Raw genomic sequence first — 19,896 nt, 5'->3', positions numbered from 1 at the left:
TCACTTCACTGCCTCTTTTTTACTGCGCATCACGCAACGACGCCGCCGCGGTGCGTTTTAGCATGCGATGAACAGGCCAAGCCCCTGCGACCATAAGCGCCAACATGGATAGCCCGATCGTGGTGGCATAGCTGATCGGGAAGACGCTCATGGTCATGGTCCACCCAAACGATGCTTTCAGGACAACATGGATCAACATGCCCGCCAGCACAAGCCCCAACGGGATAGCAATCAGCGCACTGGTGAGACCAAGCAACACTAACTGTCCTCCCCCGAGCGCAATGAGCTCACGCCCTGACAGGCCAAGGTAACGTAGCAAGCTGTATTGCCGTTGGCGCGATAGCTCGGTCGCCAAAGTCGAAAAGAACAACCCACATATCGCGACAACCAACATCAGTGCACACAAGCTTTCGGTCACAGTAAACGTGCGATCAAAGATACGCATTGCATAACGCATGATATCCGCCTGGTTTTGCACCTGCCCGGTGGTCAGCGAAAAACGGTGATTGATGCGATCAACGAATTGCTCTGTTTGCGTGTCCTGATTCAAGACCACCGCCAGTGATGATCGGCCTTGCTTTAGCCATTGTCCCGCATCACTGCGTGTAGACACCACAAGCTGGCCGTAGGGGTTGCCATAATCGTAATAGATCCCAGCAACCTGCCACCGCTCGCCCATCGGCGCGGGAAGGTTAATGCTCTCCCCCACGCCCACGCCAAATTTAGCCGCTAATGCCTCGCTGAGTAATACGGCACGTTCTTGGTGCACTTGTGCCCAATAATCAGGCTGAGCCGCCTTCATCGCCAACGTTTGTTTCTCAGACGGACGGTTTCCTACCGACAGCACTTCAAGCCGCCCTTGGTTTGCCGTCAGCTCACGCCGGTAGCTGGTCCAAAATTGCGCCACGTCTTTATTGTTGACCAACCATGTTTCCATCTCATTGAGAGCGGCATGGCTCGGTCGAACATAAACGTCCGCAGCCAAGCGCTGCTGTAGCCAAGTTTCAGTGCTGGTGCGAAAGCTACCGACCATGGTTTCCATACCAATATGCGCCGAAATCGCGAGCATAAATGCCATCGCCGCCACACCACGGTAACTTAAACTTGCCGCCGCATCGGTGAAAAACCATCGCCATCGCGCGCCCGCATAGGCTGCTGCGCTGGCATGAAACAGCCCGCCACACAAATATGGCAGCGCTAAAGCAGCACTTAACATGGTAAAGGCAATCAAGGTAAAGCCTTGCCATTGGCTGGTCTCCCGATACGATACGCCCCACGCCGCCACGCCAAGCAACACCGCTAAAATCGCCTGCACGGCATACTCTCGATGTGTGCCACGCATCAAGGTCATCCGTTGCGATAAGCGCCCTGGTGAGGTGCTGACTAAGCGCACCAGCGGCCAAGCGGATGCCATCGCCGCCCCCAAAATAGCGAGGAGTAAACTGTAGAGTCCCCATTGCCACTGCCAATGCATGACTAAAGTGATATCTGCGCCGTACAAATCAGACAAGGTCGTAGCAACCGCGGGGAGTAATTGGTTGGCAAGCAACATACCCAACACATTGCCACTGACCACGCCAAGTAGCACCCAAAGTAATAACTCTGTCGCCATAACACCAGAAAGCTGGCGTCCATCAACGCCTAGCTGCCGAAGGGTACCGACCAAGGGCTGACGCTGGGTCATGGAAAGGGAAATCGCCTGATAAAAAATAAACAGCCCCACCACAAAGGCCAATAATCCCATCGCAAGCAAATTTAAGTGAAAAGCACGGGTGAGTGGGCCTAGTTGGGTTGATTGGGTTTTGGTCAGCGTCAAGGCTGAAGGTAAATTGTCACGAATCGTTTGTCGTTCCGCTTGAGACAAATCCCCGCATAACACCTCGGTAAACCCAGTACGAGGCGAAAGCTTACGCAGTAGCGCCATATCCGCCACCAAGTAGGTGCCCATACTCAGCGCATCATTATCGATAATACGCAAAGGGCCGATCGGCGGGTAATCCAGCAAATCGATCATTTGCCCCTCTTCCCAGCCTTTGTGCTCAGCCATGGCTTCTCCTACATAGACAGGATAAGGCACTGAAATGGCATCCATGGGAGACAATGAGGGGGCGTCATCTGTACGCTGATTCGCGATAAATGGCAGCATCGCGATCGCATCCACTCCCATCAGATGAATATCGCTAAGTGACGGTGTCACAACGTCGAGACGATCAATCGGCACACATTGCGTCAAGCCTTGACGGCGCAAGCCAATGTAAAAAGCATGCGGCACGCGCTGTGTTCGCTCGGTATGATGAATGCTAAACGGGTACGGATTGCTAAAAAGCTGTGCACCTTGGCGATAGCTTTGCTGCGCATGCTGGTTTATCGATAACACACCAACCAGCAAAGAGACACCCAGGGTTAACCCAAGCCAGACGAGAAAGACTTGAAACGGATGGCGGCGATAATGCCCCCATAAAGCGCTAGCGACGGGCCCGAACACTGAGCACGCCTCCTTGTAGCCCCACACTACCTTGCAAGTAGCTGGCCACGGTATCACTGTGTGTCACCAATAGCAGCCCAGCTTCCTGCTGACCGGTTAGCGTGATAAGCAGGCGCATCACCGCGTCCGCATTACGCTCATCCAAACTTCCCGTTGGCTCATCGGCAAGTAGCAGTTTGGGCGACATATATAACGCACGTGCGATGGCGGCGCGCTGCTGTTGACCACCAGACACTTCTTCTGGGTAACGATTGAGCAATGGCATCAAGTCAAGCTGAGAGACAATTTGTCGCCACAGACAACCGTCTTCTTTCAAGCCTTTTAATTGGCGACAAAAGCGAATATTATCCGCAATAGAGAGGGTGGGAAGCAGGTTAAACTGTTGGAAAATCAAGCCGATGTTTTGACGTCGAAACTGCGTGCGTGCCGCCTCGCTCAATCGGTGAAGGGGGGTATCGTCAAACCAGATCTCGCCACTGTCGGGTTTATCCAATCCCGCAATCAAATTTAACAAGGTACTTTTACCCGACCCACTTTCGCCCATCAACGCCAATTGGCTAGTCGACGACAGCGACATCGCGGCGCCTTGCAGCACAGGGTGGAAATCGCTCCCATCCTGATAACCTTTACACAGCCCTTTAATTGCTAACATGCCAATGCACACCCTTATAGTGTCTTAAAAACAGCAATAAACGAGAACTAGGTCACACTGTTTGATTAATTTGGCAATGTACCCCAATTAAGAGGCTGAGAAAAGCGTTAAAACCGATGGGCAGCTTCCCAATTTATATTTCGTTTATCCTTAGCCATCATTAACAAGATTATTTAGCCAAACGCCTGACTTCACCCGAATCAAGGACCCTATCCATTTGACCACTTCTTCCACTCCCAGCAGCACATACACCCAATAAACCGGCCACTCAAAAACCGCCGCGGCGGCCAATACGACAGGAATGCCGATGAGCCACTGTGCAACAAAATCTTGCCCCAAGCAGTAGCGCACATCACCACCAGCACGCAGTACCCCAACAATCATCGCCATGGGGATCGTTTTCACCACAATCAACGCACACATCGCCCAATAAAAATAAGCCGTGATCTGTGCGGTCTCACCCGTTAATGCAGGGAAGAAACTTAACACCCAGGGCTGAATCATCAACATCAAACAGGCAATTGCCACGCCGGCGATAAAATTAAATACCGCCACCTGCCAGGCTTGGTGGTAAGCGGTGTCCGTTTGTTGCGCCCCAAGGTTATTGCCGACCAAAACGGCGGCAGCATTGGCGGTGCCAATCAAAAACGACAGTGAAAGTGACTCGACGGGCGTGATAACCGCAATAGCCGCCAAGCCTGCTTCGTTAACGTGACCGATAATCGCGTGGTAAACGAACAAGCCTGACGACCACATTAAAAAATTAAATGCCGTCGGTAACGAAAGTGATAAAAAGCGCTTTACGGCGAGTAACGTTAATGACGCACGCCAATCAGCCAAAGAGAAGGCAACCAAGTGTTGACGGCGATACAAATAGACATACAAGGCAACAACCTCAACCATACCGCTAAGTACAGTCGCCACTGCTGCCCCTTTCGAACCCAGTTCAGGCGCGCCCAGATTACCGAAGATAAATACCCAGTTGAGCACCACGTTGACACTGATCCCGACCCCACTAAAAAAGGTGCTGATCCCTGGCTTATGCATGGCACGAAGCCCGGCAGCCAACCCGGATACACTGGCCAGACAAAACAGGGATAAACCCGCAATTTGCAAGTAGTCTTGGCCCAGCGCAATAACGGTGGGATTATCACTGGCAAACCCCACAATGACATCTGCATAAGCCCAAAAGACAAACGCACTTAACGCCGCCGTGGCATTGGTTAAAGTCACAGTCAGCGCCGTTTTTTCACGAAAGCCTTGCCGATCACCCGCGCCCCAATATTGTGCCACCAGCATAGAGCCGCCGGTCATGGCGCCGAGAATCAGTAAGGAGGAGACAAACATCGCTTTACCGGCAATACCAATGGCGGCGACATCCGCTTCACTCAACTGTCCCACCATCAGGATATCGACCAAACTGCGGCTCGAAAACATCATGGTTTGCAGCGCAATCGGTACCGCAATTAAAAGTAAGCGTTTTAAAAACACAGGATCAAAGAAAGGACGGGAAAGTACGGTCACACACGACTCCAACCTATAGGTAACCTAGTTAGTTTACGTGCCTTTAAAACAGAAAAAAACGCCCGAGGGCGTTTTCTTATCTGCGAAGACATTCCGATTAATGTGGCATCACCATTAAGCCATCGGCTTGATTGTTCGGCCAAATACGGTACTCAGCATGGTATTTGACGATCGATTTATAGGCAGTCACTCTCGTCGGTGCTATCCATGCCTGATGCGCCCAGGCTACTACCGCCTGCTCAGGCCCCCGGACATAAACGCTCAGTGGTGAGACCAAGCGCTGCTCATCATCAAAAGCCGATTGCATCGCGTCTGGACACACGGCCATTGAATGCTGCCCACCTGATATGATTTTCACTTTTCGGTCAATCGTATCTTGTGTATGCACGCACCAACCCGCTTCAACCGCACAATCAATCCACTGCTGTAATTGCGATTTGTAGACAGGCTTGGCAGGTTCGCCAACCGGAAACCACTCGGCATACACTGTTTGGATTTGAGCAAATTCAGCGCCGAGACCCGCCTGCGTGCCGGCACTGCGGGCACGTTGAGTCCAGCGTTGTAAGTCCGCTTTAACGCTGTGATGAAAACGTTGTTGCTTCACCGCTTGCGCCACCCAACGACCAAGAAACGCCTCACGCGCATGGGGCGCATCGGCCACTTTTTTGGCGGCGATCGCTGCCGCGAGATCGTCAAAGGCGGCGGCCATCACAGTTTGAATTTCGGTGACATAACTCATGGTTCTTTGCTTGCCATTAGCCAATAGAAAGCGGCAGAGAGTATCGCACAAAGGGCGATCGCGCCAACCATCCCCCAGGGCGTACCGTCTGAAGCAACGGCAACCCCTGCACCAACCAACGAGCCGATACCAAACCGCATTGTCCCCGCTAAAGAAGACGCGGTGCCTGCCATTTGCGGATAGCAGGCCAACAAGCAAGCCATGCTGTTGCTGCCGATGGTTGAAATTACCCCAACATACATCATCACTGGAATCACAGTGCCCCAAAGCCCAATGTCTAACCATTGGAACACGGCAATGGCTATCCCCGCAGCCAGCTGCAATCCCAGACCTAAGCGCAGCATCCAATGCGAGCCCATTTTGCGCACCAAACGGCCATTAATAAAGGTCATCACAATCAGACAGACAATGTTTAACGCGAACAAGTAGCCAAACATCTTCGCGCTCACACCGTAATAATCAATGTAAACAAATGAGCCTGCGGTTAAGAAAGAGAACATCCCAGCAAAGGAAAACCCAGAGCAGAAGATCATTCCTACGGCAAACGGTGTTTTAAGCATGCGGGCATAGTTACGCAATGACGCGCCAATACGCATAGGCGGACGATTGTGTTTAGGTAAGGTTTCAGGGATCCGGACAATAATGCAAAGCATCACAAAACACGCCCAACCGGCCAGTACCCAAAAGATCGCGCGCCAATCAAACCAAGTGAGCAAATAGCCACCAATCATCGGTGCCGCTAAAGGCGCAATCGTCATCACCAAGGTGATAAAAGACATGGTGCGCGCAAACTCCTCGCGCTCAAACATATCACGGACCAAGGCTTGAATAATGACGGCGGCAGCGGCTCCGGCAAACCCTTGCGTTGCACGTACAACTGTCAGTACGTCGATATCTTGAGCCATCGCACTGACCACGGCACAAATGAAAAACAGTGCCACACCGGCCAGCATCACCGGTTTTCGACCATAACTGTCAGAAATCGGACCATGAAAAAGCTGTCCAATGGCAAAGCCGGCCGTGTACGCAACCAAGGTTGATTTCACCGCACTGCTTGGTGCATTTAAATCCGCGGCAATCGCTGGCATCGCCGGGAGGTACATGTCGATCGCTAACGGTGTCAACGCAGCAATCGCACCAAGCACCAAGATCAAAAGCCAGCTTAATTGAGTCGGGGACGACGTGACAGCCGATGATTGCGACATAACTCTCCTTAACGTAAAAGACAGGACAAAGGGAAATAACGTGAGCGTGGTCAAAGTGTAACAATTTATTGTGTCGCCGTGGGAAAGAATGTCTTTCTTTTGGTCACGTTGTCGTAACACATGCCTCTCGATGAGCAATAAAAAAGCACAGCCCATGCTGTGCTTACCGTTACTCACCGAGCGCCAACAATGACGGGGCTAACCAGTCACCTACGTTAACCCAGTAACGCGATCTCTTCGTCTGTTAATGGACGATATTCACCAGGCTCTAAGTGTTCGTCTAAGACCAAGTCACCGATTGACTCTCGATGCAACGCATCGACTTTATTGCCCACTGCCGCAAACATACGTTTTACTTGATGATACTTGCCCTCTTGAATAGTGAGCAGTGCCTCATAATCATCAACTTTCTCGAGGGTTGCCGGTAGCGTGGGTTGCTTCTCGCCTCGTAGCATCACCCCTTCTTCAAAGGCTTTTGCCGTCTCCGCGCTGATCGGATCAGCCAGCCACACACGGTAGGTTTTGGTGCACTGATGTTTAGGAGATGTAATACGATGTGACCACTGACCGTCATCGGTAAACAACAGCAGTCCCGTTGTGTCCGCATCCAAGCGCCCAGCAATGTGTAACTTTTCCGCATTGACTTCATCGAGCAATACAAAGACCGTCGGATTAAACGCATCCTCATGCGAGCACACCACGCCAGCAGGCTTGTGCATCATAAAATAGCGCGGGCCTGACAACGTAAGGGCACGTCCCTCAAACGCCACTTCCACTTGATCGCTCACTTTGACGGCACCCGACTTGATCACCTCACCATCAACCGTCACCAGCTCGCTTTTAAGCACACGCCCTGCTTGCTTTCGTGTCACCCCTAAGGTTTCACATAAAAATTTATCTAATCGCATATTACCGCTTATTGCACCTTTGTTTGCCGCGGATTATACGTCACATTGCGGCTCAGACACAGATCAAGTTTTACGAGATCTGACGGAAAAACACGCCGTGATAGGATAAACTGATTGTCATCGTCCAGGTGATGGACATATGACAATGCAAGCAAAACCCAACGCTTTTTGCTGAGACGCCGAGTCTGTCACAACCTGCTAATCAAAATATTGTTGGTGATTGAGCATGCCAATTTGGCGAGTATGATACGGTCGTCTTGACCAATCAGTGATAAAGAAGGAAACACCATGATTGTCTCTCTTCGCCGCCCCGACGCCGATGCCTTTGAAACCTTATTGACGCTGTCACACGAACAGCACGACCACGAAGCGCTGCCCTTTGATCGTACTCCCGTCACGGCCACTTTCAACACCTTGCTCTCACAACCCGAGCGTGGTGATGTTTTTCTGATTGATGTTGAGCATGAGGGAGAAACCGAAACGATTGGCTTTTTAGTCGTCGCTTACAGCTTCAGCGTGGAAAACGGCGGTAGCGTCGGTGTGATAGACCAATTCTTTATCCAACAAAGATGGCGGCGGCAAGGCGTGGGGTCGCAAGTGATCCCACACGTTGAAGCGCGAGCCAAAGAAAAAGAGTGTGTGGCCGTCATCCTCGAGGTCAATATTGGCAACAAAGGCGCTCGACTTTTCTATGAGCAGTTCGATTACCAGCCTCGCCGCCAGCACTGCATTATGACTAAACGACTTTAATTCTGTACCTGACGTCACAAGTCAGTAAACTAAACGGCCTCATTTAGGCCGTTTTTTCGTTATGTATACCCTACGCCCCTATCAATCTGACGCGGTTAAAGCCGTGCTGCATTATTTTCGCCGCCATACGTCTCCTGCTGTCGCCGTGTTACCGACCGGTGCGGGAAAAAGTTTGGTGATCGCAGAGCTCGCACGTATCGCCAAAGGTCGAGTACTGGTGCTCGCTCATGTGAAAGAACTTGTCGAGCAAAACCATGCCAAATATGAAGGCTATGGATTAACGGGCGGGATCTTTTCCGCTGGACTCGGCCGCAAAGACTCTGACGACAAAGTGGTTTTTGCGTCAGTTCAGTCAGTGGTAAGAAACTTGGATGCCTTTGCAGACCAGTTTTCCTTACTGGTGATAGATGAGTGTCACCGTGTTCCTGACAACCAAGACAGTAGTTATCGCCGCGTCATTGCGCATCTGCAAACGGTCAACCCTGGCCTCAAAGTGTTGGGACTCACTGCCACCCCTTATCGACTCGGACAAGGCTGGATTTATCAATACCATACCAGTGGCAAAGTGCGCACGACTGCTTCCCGGTTTTTCCGTGACTGTGTTTTTGAGCTGCCGATTAGTCACTTACTTGATGAAGGCTTCCTTACCCCTGCCCATGTTCTGGATGCACCGCTACTTAGCTATGACTTTTCCCAAGTATCACGCACCGCGAACGGTTATTATCGGGAAGCGGATCTCGAGAAGGTGGTTGCCAATGCCCCTCGCGCGACACCGCAAATTGTCGAACAAATTATTGCATATGCACAAGAACGCCAAGGGGTGATGATCTTTGCCGCCACGGTCAATCATGCGCAGGAAGTTCTCTCTTATTTGCCGGACGGTTCCGCCGCGTTGATCGTGGGTGACACGCCTGGTATCGAGCGAGATCGCTTGATCAGTGCTTTCAAACAAAAAGCGCTCAAATACTTAGTGAACGTATCGGTACTCACGACCGGCTTTGATGCGCCTCATGTGGACTTGATCGCGATTTTACGCCCCACGGAATCGGTCAGTCTCTATCAACAAATTGCCGGGCGTGGTCTTCGCCTCGCGCCAGGAAAGCAAGATTGTTTGATTCTCGACTACGCCGGGAATGTCTACGACTTGTACCAACCAGAAATAGGCATGCCCAAACCTGATAGTGACAGCGAGCTGGTGACGATTCCCTGCCCCGCATGCGGGTTTAATAACAGCTTTTGGGGAAAACTGGACGACAATGGCTTTTTGATTGAACACTATGGCCGCCAGTGCCAAGGCTATTTTGAGGATGAAGATGGCGAACGCGAGATCTGTGGTTACCGCTTTCGCGCCAAGTTTTGCGATGAGTGTGGCGCCGATAACGATATTGCCGCACGTCGCTGTCACCAATGTGACGCCCCCTTAATTGATCCAGACAAAACACTCCGTGAAGCACTCAAGCTCAAGGATGCACTCGTGGTCGCATGCACCGACATGACCCTCACCGCGGGCAAAAACCGCTATCAAAAACCACAACTTAAAGTGACCTATCACACCCACGAGGGCAACGATTTACACGAGGTGTGGCCGCTGGCCAGCAAAAAACAAAAACAAGACTTCCTGGCACGATTTGTCCGACCACACCTGGTCGATCGGCACCGCCCCTTCGACGCCACCGCCCCGACCAAAGTGGCCGCGTCACAGCACCGATTTCGTCCGCCCGACTTTGTGATTGCACGTAAACAAGGCCGATTCTGGCATCTGCGTCAGAAAATCTTTGATGTGGAGCGCTTTATTGGCCAAGACAGGCTAACGGCCATGTTAGCGCAAAGCCGAGGGCAAGCCTTCGCAGAATCCGACGCGAGTTGAAAGCACTAAGGGTCCATTCAAAGACGCCTCCACGAGCAAAAGGCACTGTGTGGGCGGCTTGGGCGGTGATGAATCCCGCCTATAAAGCTTGTTTTAGTGGTCAAGCAGTGCTAATATCCGCGCTCGTTTTTGGGTACTGAGTTAGGTCGCTACGCTCAGTACTGTGTTTTCACTCTAAAGAGAGTTATTAATTATGTTTAAGTTCGAAGCTGAAGTACGTACAGAAAAGGGTAAAGGTGCGAGCCGCCGCCTACGTCATCAGAAGAAATTCCCTGCGATCGTTTACGGTGGCAACCAAGAGCCTGTATCAATCGCACTTGACCACCCAGTGGTTGTTAACCAAATGGACAAGCCTGAGTTCTACGAAGGCATCATCCTGGTTATCGATGGCCAAGAAGTAAAAGTTAAGCCACAAGACATCCAGCGCCACGCGTTCAAGCCAAAAGTTGAGCACATGGACTTCATCCGCATCTAATCGCATTTGCGATCATGATGAGATGAGAGAAGGCGCCTTCGCGGCGCCTTTTTCATTGTGAGTTCTTCCTCTGCTTTTCCTTCCCTACCTCGTCATCTTCTTCACGAACACCACCACAAAGAGCGCCATGGTAAAGCTCCCCAGAAATGCCTCAAAAGCAGCAATAAAGCGAGCAAAGCCAGACGGTGTAATATCGCCATATCCTAGGGTGGTAAAGGTCACCACACTGAAATACAGCGCATTCAGCAACTCATAAAAGCGGGCTTCGACGCCAGTCAGATCCGGATAAATCGGGTTGGCTTGTGTGGTACCCAGCGCAAAATACGCCAGCGCACAAGACGCAATCACTAATACGGAAAAAATCACTACCCGTAACGGATCCTCACCGTAACCACAAAACAAATCGACCGTCTTCGATAGTGCGCGCTGAAAGCCGAGCTTCGGCATCTGATAACGGCGAAACCGCATTTCCTTTTTGAAAAAATATCCCGCTACATCAAACAGCCCTTGTTTTTCACATTGTTTGCGGATGTTGCGGCATACCTCTTCCGATTCTTGGAACAAAGATTGACGCCGAGACGGATCCTTTTCCAAAAAAGCCAACCGCTCTTGCTTAAGTTGCGCACCCCAATCGACATTTTCGAGCCCCGTGCGCGCCATATCCGCCCCCAATAAATTGCTACCATCGAGACGGGTACAATTAAGGTTGGCGCGCAGCAAGTTCGCTTTCATTAGCGACGCATTGCGTAAGTCCAGGCCAAAGCAATGGGCTTCGGTTAAATTCGCACGATAAAAATCCGCACCTTGGCACGAGTAACCTTGCTTGTTACCACGATTGACCAAATGAATGTCAGTCAAGTTGGTGCGCGCCAGCTGAAAACCATCCAGTGGCCGGCCCGAAGCTGCCCACGCTTCTACATCCGCTTTTACGTCATGGTGTCGCTTGTCAATGTTAGGATCATGCCAATAGCAAAGACCGGACTCACCCGCTTGCTGATCACATTGCCACCCATTACGCGCTTTAAACCCACATACTTTACCGCTCATCGCTCGCCCTCCTATTTCTATTTTAGAAAGGACGTGCCAACTCGCCAGCGAACATGCCGTTCAATCAAGGGAGAGGGAAAGCAAATAACTAAGACGAGGAGTCGTCGTTTAGTTCATCGAACAAAGAAGGTTGGTAAGGCAGGGGCTCTGCGTCTAAAGCCGCGTCTTGCGCCTGTTTTCTTTTCGCGCGCAAGATGCGCAGGTAGCGCTGATGGCAAAGGCGGACGACATTGCGTTTTTGCTCGTTGGTAAACGCATACCAGTGAACACGCTCGTCGCGGCTGCGAAAGCATCCTTTGCAATAGCCTTTGTTGTTGACCTGACAGATGCCTTTACACGGGTTCGGCACCTCGAAAAAATCGAGCTGTTCCACGTCGACCTCCCTGCTGATTCTTTCATTCAAGCGGGTGGGCAACGAAATTGCAAATTTAGATTAAAACAACCCCAGTTGCGGCAGCGCCAACGTATCAAACTCTTTGCCGATAAAGGGCAAAATGCCGTCAGCAATCGGTTTTAACTGTTTATCAATATAATGCTGGTAATCAATCGGGCTACGCAAATAATCGCAGGGTTCCGGGCCATTTACCGTGATCACGTATTCTATCCAGCCACCCCGCTGGTATTGCTCGGGACGCCCAAGTTTACGGTTTTCACTTTCTGCCATCCGCGCCGCGCGCACGTGCGGTGGCACATTTTTTTGATACTCTGCCAATGGTCGGCGCAGCCGTTTGCGATAGACCAATGCATCGTCATGCTCACCCTGGTTGGTACGCTCTACGATGTCGCGAATAAACCCGTCTACTTCGTCACCATCAAACACACGTTGGTACAACTGTTTTTGGAAGGTTTGTGCCAACGGGGTCCAATCGGTACGAACGGTTTCTAACCCCTTAAACACCAGTGTTGCCTCGCCAGACTGTCTGTCTACTACGCGGCCGGCGTAGCGCTTTTTACTGCCCGTTTCTTGACCCCGAATGGTGGGCATGAGAAAGCGTTGGTAATGGGTTTCGTATTCGATTTCTAAGGCCGAGTCTAACCCATATGTGTCGCGTAAATGGCTTTGCCACCACCGATTGATTTCACTCACTAATTGCTGACCAATACGGTCCGCTTGTTCGCTCGATTGCTCACCGCCCAAGGACACAAACGTCGAGTCCGTATCGCCATATATGACCTCAAAGCCCTGCGCCTCAATCAATTCACGGGTGGTTTTCATGATTTCATGGCCACGCATGGTAATCGACGATGCCAAACGATGATCAAAAAACCGACACCCTTGTGAGCCCAGCACCCCATAAAAGGAATTCATTATGATTTTTATCGCTTGTGAAAAGGCTTTTTCACCGGCTTTTTTTGCCCGGTCACGGGCTTGCCACAAATCATCAATCAAGGCGGGGAGATAATGTTTTTCACGATGAAAGACGCCGCCTCGAAAGCCTGGCACCGTGTCCGCGTCCTGCCCTGCCTCTTGCGCTCTAAGTCCTTCGATAAGCCCCAAGGGATCGATAAGGAAGGTGCGGATAATAGAGGGATACAGCGATTTGAAGTCCAAGACCAACACCGAGTGGTACAACCCAGGCTTTGAGTCCATCACATAACCGCCGGGGCTTGCTATCCACCCTTCACTGGCAAGGTTAGGCGCCACATATCCCGATCGGTGCAGGCGTGGTAAAAACAAGTTGGTAAAGGCCGCTACCGAGCCCCCTACACGGTCAAGCTCCACCCCGGTTAACCGCGATCGTTCAATGAGAAAGTCGAGTAAATGGGTGTGATCAAATATACGGTTGACTAAAACACAGTCTTGTAAGTTGTAGGTGGCCAGTGCGACTTTGTCGTGATGAAACATGCGATTGATGGAGGCCATGCGATCATGGGGATTATCAATCGCTTTTCCCTCTCCCAATAACGTTTGTGCAACCGCCTCTAGCGCCCATGAACGAAACCCATAAGTCGCGGTTTTTAGTGCGTCGATACCATCAATCACCACCCGCCCCGATAAACTGATAAAGCCAGGTTTATTGCTCCCCCCATCCCGCCAATAAGCTCGCTCTCCGCCGCGCCCAAGACGTAGATCACGTTGATAGATGTGGGCGCGCTTCACAAGCAAGCGAAAGTCAAAATCAATCACATTCCAACCCACCACAACGTCAGGATCGTAATAGGCAAACCATCTTTCTAGCGCGCTCAGTAATGCTTCTTCGTCATCGACCCACTCTATCCAATCAGGGGCATTGTCTTGCGGGCTGCCCACCATGATCACTCGGCTGTCTTTTTCACTCGCGAGCCCCACTGAATAAAGTTGCCCTTTTTGTGAGCATTCAATATCCAAAGACACATGATGCAATGCGGGGGTGTAGTCTGCTTGTTTCGCTTTGCCTTGCGTCACCTCTAGGTAACCTTGACGTTGACGTGCTTGACCGGTGAACAACAAGCTGCCACAAATGTACCGCTCCATTAAATAGCGGTCGGCGAGCCGAATATCCCCTTCATACAAAGGAATAGCCGCCCCGCTTATCACCCTCTGCCCCTCTTGCGCGCGCTTCACACTACTGAAATAACAAGCCGCCACGGGGGTGTGTTGAAAGGTGGATAATGACACCGCTTTACAGTAAGCGTGAGGGTCAACCGATGGGAGTAAAGCATCCACTCGCGCTTTTTCTTCTTGAGGCACAAAAAACACGCTTTGCTGATCATCAATACACAGCTTTACGGGACCATCTGGCGTCGATAGCCACAGTACAATCGACGTGGTTTGGCCACGATCACGCTGTTGGCGCGTGATCACGAAGCCTTGCTGCATGTAGGACGAAGAGAGTGAGGGCACAGGCGTTATCACGGTTGCATTGTGTAGGTCATGCGTTCAGTGTAACAAACCCCACCAACCACTGTATAGATAAACAGCCCTAAGTAAGTTGGTCGGGATCCTCAGCGCGCCCGGCAACACCAATGACAACTACCCCAACCACCACGACCACAGCCGCGCTAGTGAGTCGCATATTCATCATGCTACTTTGATCCCAAGCCACCAGACTCATTAAGGCGAGCAAGACGGCCACCCAAATGAGCTGTTGTGCCAACAATCTCTGGGTTGATGCCATCATGCGCCAAAATACCCCAACAGCGAACACAAAAAATGCACCAGCAAGGACAGCAAACCCAACACCGCGCAGCGAAAGAAAACCATTGGGTAAGGTAAAGATGATTAGGGGCAGCACCAACAATAAACTCATCCGTAAACTGGTCGCCACGATGACGTCGGCTTGATGAGCACCTTGGGTCACTTGTAGCCAAAAACTCGCCCATGCAGCACCACTAATCAGCCCTAGCACCATACCTAACGGACTGGGGGCATACATGCCCGGCGCGAGTAAATATCCCAGTCCCGCGAAAATCAACATTAACCCCATCCACAACCAATGTTGATGCGTTGAACGGGATACCAGCCCCAAGACACCTTGCACACTCGCCACCACGACCAATCCCAAGGTGGCGATATCAAGTAATCGGCAGGCGAATACCGCGCTGGTCACCGCCAGGAAAAGCAAGCCTGCAAGGCGCCATGTGGTAAAAGGCGGCATTTGACGCGAGGCGAGAGCTTCCCCTTGCCAACGGTTGGCCACGTCCTTTAGCGGGGAAAATCGCTGCCCTACCAACGCCATGACGGCGGCAGATAACAACCAAAGGCCAATGTAACTGGCCGGATCAATCCATTGATTAATCACACGGCGGCCCACCTCGGCATTGATCACCGCAACCACAACCACCACTAACGCGCCAATGACACGATTCGCTCTTTTCATTCGTCCTCATACCTTATTACTGATTCTTTCAACAAGACCGAACGCAGCCACCCATTCTTTCAACCCTTTGTTGTCTCTTGCGGACGCGATACAATACGCGTTTGTTCGTTTCCGGGAAGTATGCATGTCAGATCCGAAAAGCAAAGCGCTCAAAAAAATTGCTAAGTGTCTCGAGCTCAGCAATTCCGCCAATGTGAATGAGGCAGCGCAGGCGATCAAAATGGCCGAGCGGCTGATGCGTAAGCATGGCCTCGACCAGGACGACATTGACTTCATCAGCATGGGCAAAACGCGCTCAGAAAAGCTATTACCCGCTTCAATTGGCCAATCGATCTTAAAAATCATTCGCGGTATCAATAGCCGGTTTGAGGTGGAGTGTGTGCTCGTCAATCACAAGGGGCTAAAGCAGGCCGAGTTTATTGGTGATGCAGACCGTGCCATCTTTGCGGCCTTTGCCTTCGATGTGGTCTATCGTGATATGAATGAACATATCGGCCAGTTTCGCAATAGCTTTGCAGGCACTGGCACCAGTACGCAAGAGGTGACGCGGCGCGTACAGTCATTTACCACAGGCTGGCTTGAGGGCGCGCTCGATAAACTTCCTCAGCTTGACGCGCGTGATAGCGACGACAAAATCAAAAGCTATATCGATAAAGAGTTCGCCAATATTGACCGCGAGACCTTTAAGCAGCAACTGAAAGAAGCCATGGCGGCCATGACCGATGACTACGAGCGTGGAATGAAAAAGGGCCGTGAAATCTCAGTCAGTCGTCCCGTAAGTGGTCAAGGCCCTCAAAAGCGTCTGACGGGAACCCACAAGTCATAATCTTGTTGAGTGACAGGCCGGCTTATGTCCGGCCTGTGTCAGCACTTTCCCATCGATAAGACACCTGTGTTAAACCTCGTCAAATCAAGGTTAAATCCCTTTTCTCCGGTTGAGTTACACTGCGCTGGCGTCTAGCCTAGGATCAGTGTCACGTTATCAATGGCTATTGGCGCTGCCCGCTGGCAGTCCAGTTGCTATGAGCTAATGTGAGCCTATAACAAGCAGCAAATGCGTAAAATAATTCTTCATATCCTTACTGAGGAGACAGTGGCATGAAAAAAATAGTGACAAGCCTAGGGTTATTAATCGCGGTGGCACCTACCGCCTATGCACAGCAAGACAGTGGCCTATATATGGGTGGCCGCATTGGTCCTTCGTTTTTAGAAGATAGCTGTGTGACTGACACCGATTGCGGAGATTCAGAGCTCGGCGCGGGGATAATCACCGGGTATGATTTCAACGATTGGTTTGCGCTCGAAGGCACCTATGATTACTTAGGCCGCTTTGATACCGCATTTGACCAATCAGGTACCACTGTTGGCGCCTCGGGCGATCTGACTGCGTTGACACTTGCGCCCAAGTTTTCTTATCACTTCAAACCTGATACGGCGCTTTACGGTAAGCTTGGTGGCACCATGTGGGACTTTAATAGCAACGCCGGCGATCGTGATGATGTGTCACTGATGGGGGCGTTAGGTGTCGATCACCAAGCGACTGAAAAACTTAACGTTCGCCTTGAATATCAGCACATCAACGATATGGATGATGGCTACTTCTCAAGCGTCGATAACAATTTGGTCACTGTCGGTATGACGTATCACTTTGGACGCACTAACCACGAGCCAATGCCAGAGCCGATGGTTGAAGAGCCAGTGGTGGAAGAGCCAGAGCCTGCACCAGAGCCACAACCCGTGGCTGAACCACAATCAATCGTGCTCTCGGAAGCCGGCGAAACCGAAATGTTTGGTTTTGACAAAGCCACACTCTCTGACCAAGCAGCGGCATCATTACAACCGCTGGTTGACCGCTTGCTTCGCCACGAACAAGCCACCGCGACGATTGTGGGTCACACGGATAGCAAAGGCCCTGCGGCTTATAACCAGAAGCTGTCTGTTGAGCGCGCGCAAGCGGTGGCAGATGTGTTCTTGGATGCGGGTATCGATGCGAGCCGCCTCACCGTCGAAGGCAAAGGCGAAGCCGATCCCATCGCCAGTAACAACACGCCGGAAGGACGCGCACAAAACCGCCGCGTTGAGGTTACCTCGCCCGAGATCGTGTACGTGGAAGTCAATTAACGCCACCCGCGCTTAAAATGACTTAAACGCCCACCAGGCCACCGTTTGAGCGGTGGCCTGTTTCATTGTGCTCGCGAGATTAAAAATTGACGGAGGGCGCGACAACACCTTGTAAATGGTTCTGCATCAAACGGTCTATTTCGATTCTGTCTTGATCGCTCACGCCCGCCACCCGCGGGTATCTTGGCGCTGAGCGATCGTTATGATAAGCGCCTTCCCATCCCTGAGTGGTGGTTAAAAAGGCGCGAGCAAAGTCCGTCGAATAGCGCAAACACCCTGCCATTACCGTATCCACATAGGATTGCGCAATCGGCTTATCTGCATCTGGGGCACGCCGTTTATCAGCAACGTATACATACACGGGACCATCCAGGATAACGTCTTCGGGCAAAACAATGTTTGATTCGGCTAACTGTAAACGCTGATAACCCGCTTCGCGCCGATCAAAATCGGGCAGTGATTGTGGGTCAATGTTTACCAATACCCCGTTGCATTCCCCCTCCCCTTCAAGCACCACCAGCGGTGAGATAAATGCCTCACTCACATTGCTCCAGTGGCGGCTAAGTCCACTGACAGTCACCGGACAGGCCCACCCTGAGTCGCCTGTCAGCGCCCGTGAGGCTGGATTCATCAAACTGCCGTACCCAAATAGATACATGACGTTGCAAACTCCTTTATTGCATTCACTGGCAGAACCAGAGGCGCTGCCTTGCTTTTCTCACTGAAATTGCCAGAATATCCGGCAATGTTGTCAACAAGGAAGTGATAATGGAACCACTCGATAAGCTGGAAGCACATTTTAAGCGCCTTTCGCATTTTCAGCACCTTGCCGCAATCTGCGGTTGGGATCAAGCAACCATGATGCCAGAAGGCGGCAACAAGGCTCGCGCCGAAGCCATGGCAGAGCTCGCGCTGTATTGTCATCACCAACTGACACAACCCGAGCTGGGTGATTGGTTTGCAGATGTGGACGCAAAATCCTCGTCACTGACGACGACGCAACACGCCAGTCTAGAAGAGATGAAGCGCGAGTGGCAGCAGGCCAGCGTGTTACCCGACACCTTGGTCAAAGCGAAGTCTTTGGCTGGGGCTAAATGCGAGCATGCTTGGCGCCAGCAGCGCCAAGACAACGATTGGCAAGGCTTCGCCAAAAACTTGAAAGAGGTGGTTGCGCTCGCGCGTGAAGAAGCTCATATTCGTGCCGATCAAAAGCTTTGCTCGCCTTATGATGCGCTGCTTGATTTGTATGAGCCGGGGATGACGGCAGAGCGTATTGATGAAGTGTTTGGTGCACTCAAACAATGGCTGCCGGAAACTATCCAAGCCGTGGTCGACAAGCAAGCCAAGCAGCCAGCCATCACGCCTAATGGCCCCTTCCCGCAAGCGCAACAAAAAGCCCTAGGTGAGCAAATCATGAAGCAGCTTGGGTTTAGTTTTGCCCATGGTCGCCTTGATGTCAGCACCCACCCATTCTGTGGCGGCGTACCCTCCGATATACGGATTACCACCCGCTATGATGAGCAAGATTTTACCTCCGCCTTGATGGGTGTGATTCATGAAACCGGCCATGCGCGTTATGAGCAAGGGCTACCTAAAGACCTAGCCGGTTTACCGGTTGGCCAAGCACGCTCAATGGGCGTACACGAGAGTCAAAGCCTATTTTTTGAAATGCAGCTCGCCCGCAGCGAACCCTTCGCAACATTAATCTGTCAGCAAGCCAAGCAGGCCTTTAACCGCCAAGACGATCCCGCGTTTCAGGTCGAAAACCTCCACCGCGTGCTCACTCAGGTATCACCTGGCTATATCCGCGTCGACGCCGACGAGGTCACCTACCCCGCGCACATTATGCTGCGCTATGACATTGAACGCGATCTGATCAGTGGCAAGATGGAGGTCGAGCATATCCCTGAGCGCTGGGACAACGCAATGCAGCAATACCTTGGCCTCAGCACCGCCGGGAATTTCAAAAACGGCTGCATGCAAGATATCCACTGGACCGATGGCAGCTTTGGCTACTTCCCAACCTATACGCTGGGGGCCCTCTATGCCGCACAATTGATGCAAGCGATGCGCCAGCAGTTGGACGTGGATGGCATTATCGCCAGCGGCAATCTGTCACCGATTTTTGATTGGCTGTCCCAACATATCTGGCAACGCGCCAGCACCACCTCAACCGATAACCTACTCAAAGACGCCACCGGCGAAGCCCTTAACCCCGCCCACTTTCGCGACTACATTCAAGGGCGGTATTTGTAAGCCTCTCTACATTCCCCACGCCAGCCCAGCTGGCTTGGGTTTCTTCAGGTTAATCTGTTAATTCCAT

At 51.7% G+C, this 19,896-nt stretch carries 17 protein-coding genes; 6 read left to right on the top strand and 11 right to left on the bottom strand.

The annotated features are described in order from the left end of the window. Positions 1-19 precede the first annotated feature (19 nt). The 6 genes from BZG20_RS00560 to rsuA all read right to left on the bottom strand — a co-directional run bounded on the left by BZG20_RS00560 (position 20) and on the right by rsuA (position 7,513). Positions 20-2,485: an FtsX-like permease family protein gene (locus BZG20_RS00560; protein ID WP_077577786.1), complete on the bottom strand. Its 2,466-nt coding sequence runs from the start codon at positions 2,483-2,485 to the stop codon at positions 20-22. Then, positions 2,466-3,137 (bottom strand): ABC transporter ATP-binding protein, encoded by a 672-nt coding sequence (locus tag BZG20_RS00555; protein ID WP_046073188.1) that lies wholly within the window; start codon positions 3,135-3,137, stop codon positions 2,466-2,468. Before BZG20_RS00555 ends, BZG20_RS00560 begins: the two co-directional genes overlap by 20 nt. Positions 3,138-3,287: 150 nt before the next feature. Then, complete coding sequence (locus BZG20_RS00550) at positions 3,288-4,661, bottom strand: MATE family efflux transporter (protein WP_231637374.1); 1,374 nt, start codon at positions 4,659-4,661, stop codon at positions 3,288-3,290. A gap of 97 nt (positions 4,662-4,758) precedes the next feature. Next, the gene (locus BZG20_RS00545; protein WP_077577785.1) at positions 4,759-5,400 is read right to left on the bottom strand and encodes a DUF2913 family protein; all 642 of its coding nucleotides are present in this window, start codon (positions 5,398-5,400) and stop codon (positions 4,759-4,761) included. Then, the gene (locus BZG20_RS00540) at positions 5,397-6,605 is read right to left on the bottom strand and encodes a Bcr/CflA family multidrug efflux MFS transporter (protein ID WP_077577784.1); all 1,209 of its coding nucleotides are present in this window, start codon (positions 6,603-6,605) and stop codon (positions 5,397-5,399) included. The genes BZG20_RS00545 and BZG20_RS00540 overlap by 4 nt, the downstream gene beginning before the upstream one ends. Positions 6,606-6,820: 215 nt before the next feature. Beyond that, positions 6,821-7,513, bottom strand: coding sequence for a 16S rRNA pseudouridine(516) synthase RsuA (gene rsuA, locus BZG20_RS00535; RefSeq protein WP_077577783.1), 693 nt, complete (start codon positions 7,511-7,513; stop codon positions 6,821-6,823). A 288-nt stretch (positions 7,514-7,801) separates the two neighbouring features. Between rsuA and BZG20_RS00530 the strand changes: the two genes are divergently transcribed. The 3 genes from BZG20_RS00530 to rplY all read left to right on the top strand — a co-directional run bounded on the left by BZG20_RS00530 (position 7,802) and on the right by rplY (position 10,605). Further along, entirely contained in the window at positions 7,802-8,263 is a 462-nt protein-coding gene (locus BZG20_RS00530; RefSeq protein WP_077577782.1) for a GNAT family N-acetyltransferase, read from the top strand. 61 nt (positions 8,264-8,324) lie between these two features. Continuing rightward, on the top strand, positions 8,325-10,130 hold the full coding sequence (locus BZG20_RS00525) for a DEAD/DEAH box helicase (protein ID WP_046073182.1): 1,806 nt from the start codon (positions 8,325-8,327) through the stop codon (positions 10,128-10,130). 193 nt (positions 10,131-10,323) lie between these two features. Beyond that, positions 10,324-10,605: a 50S ribosomal protein L25 gene (rplY, locus tag BZG20_RS00520; RefSeq protein WP_046073181.1), complete on the top strand. Its 282-nt coding sequence runs from the start codon at positions 10,324-10,326 to the stop codon at positions 10,603-10,605. 84 nt (positions 10,606-10,689) lie between these two features. Here rplY and BZG20_RS00515 read toward each other — a convergent pair whose 3' ends face one another. The 4 genes from BZG20_RS00515 to BZG20_RS00500 form a co-directional block, all read right to left on the bottom strand. Then, positions 10,690-11,652 (bottom strand): ion channel, encoded by a 963-nt coding sequence (locus BZG20_RS00515; protein WP_077577781.1) that lies wholly within the window; start codon positions 11,650-11,652, stop codon positions 10,690-10,692. Positions 11,653-11,740: 88 nt separating this feature from the next. Then, a complete protein-coding gene (locus BZG20_RS00510) occupies positions 11,741-12,025 on the bottom strand; it encodes a DUF1289 domain-containing protein (protein WP_046073180.1) in 285 nt (94 codons plus the stop codon). Positions 12,026-12,085: 60 nt separating this feature from the next. Next, positions 12,086-14,452, bottom strand: a complete 2,367-nt coding sequence (locus BZG20_RS00505) for a DNA polymerase II (protein ID WP_077577780.1) — start codon at positions 14,450-14,452, stop codon at positions 12,086-12,088. Between the two features lie 103 nt (positions 14,453-14,555). Further along, positions 14,556-15,452 carry a hypothetical protein gene (locus BZG20_RS00500; RefSeq protein ID WP_077577779.1) on the bottom strand — a complete coding sequence of 299 codons (897 nt, stop codon included), beginning with the start codon at positions 15,450-15,452 and terminating at the stop codon, positions 14,556-14,558. Between the two features lie 124 nt (positions 15,453-15,576). Here BZG20_RS00500 and BZG20_RS00495 point away from each other — a divergent pair, with 124 nt between their 5' ends. After that, positions 15,577-16,278 carry a DUF2786 domain-containing protein gene (locus BZG20_RS00495; RefSeq protein ID WP_077577778.1) on the top strand — a complete coding sequence of 234 codons (702 nt, stop codon included), beginning with the start codon at positions 15,577-15,579 and terminating at the stop codon, positions 16,276-16,278. Positions 16,279-16,550: 272 nt separating this feature from the next. Beyond that, entirely contained in the window at positions 16,551-17,573 is a 1,023-nt protein-coding gene (locus BZG20_RS00490) for an OmpA family protein (RefSeq protein WP_077577777.1), read from the top strand. Positions 17,574-17,652: 79 nt separating this feature from the next. Here BZG20_RS00490 and BZG20_RS00485 read toward each other — a convergent pair whose 3' ends face one another. Further along, the gene (locus BZG20_RS00485; RefSeq protein WP_077577776.1) at positions 17,653-18,231 is read right to left on the bottom strand and encodes a gamma-glutamylcyclotransferase family protein; all 579 of its coding nucleotides are present in this window, start codon (positions 18,229-18,231) and stop codon (positions 17,653-17,655) included. 110 nt (positions 18,232-18,341) lie between these two features. Between BZG20_RS00485 and BZG20_RS00480 the strand changes: the two genes are divergently transcribed. Beyond that, positions 18,342-19,829 carry a carboxypeptidase M32 gene (locus tag BZG20_RS00480; protein ID WP_077577775.1) on the top strand — a complete coding sequence of 496 codons (1,488 nt, stop codon included), beginning with the start codon at positions 18,342-18,344 and terminating at the stop codon, positions 19,827-19,829. Positions 19,830-19,896: the final 67 nt, after the last annotated feature.

Source organism: Salinivibrio sp. IB868 (genome assembly GCF_001995655.1).
In the GTDB taxonomy this organism is placed as follows: domain Bacteria; phylum Pseudomonadota; class Gammaproteobacteria; order Enterobacterales; family Vibrionaceae; genus Salinivibrio; species Salinivibrio siamensis.
The sequence above is the reverse complement of the archived record's forward strand: the minus strand, read 5'-3'. Positions and strand labels throughout refer to the sequence as shown.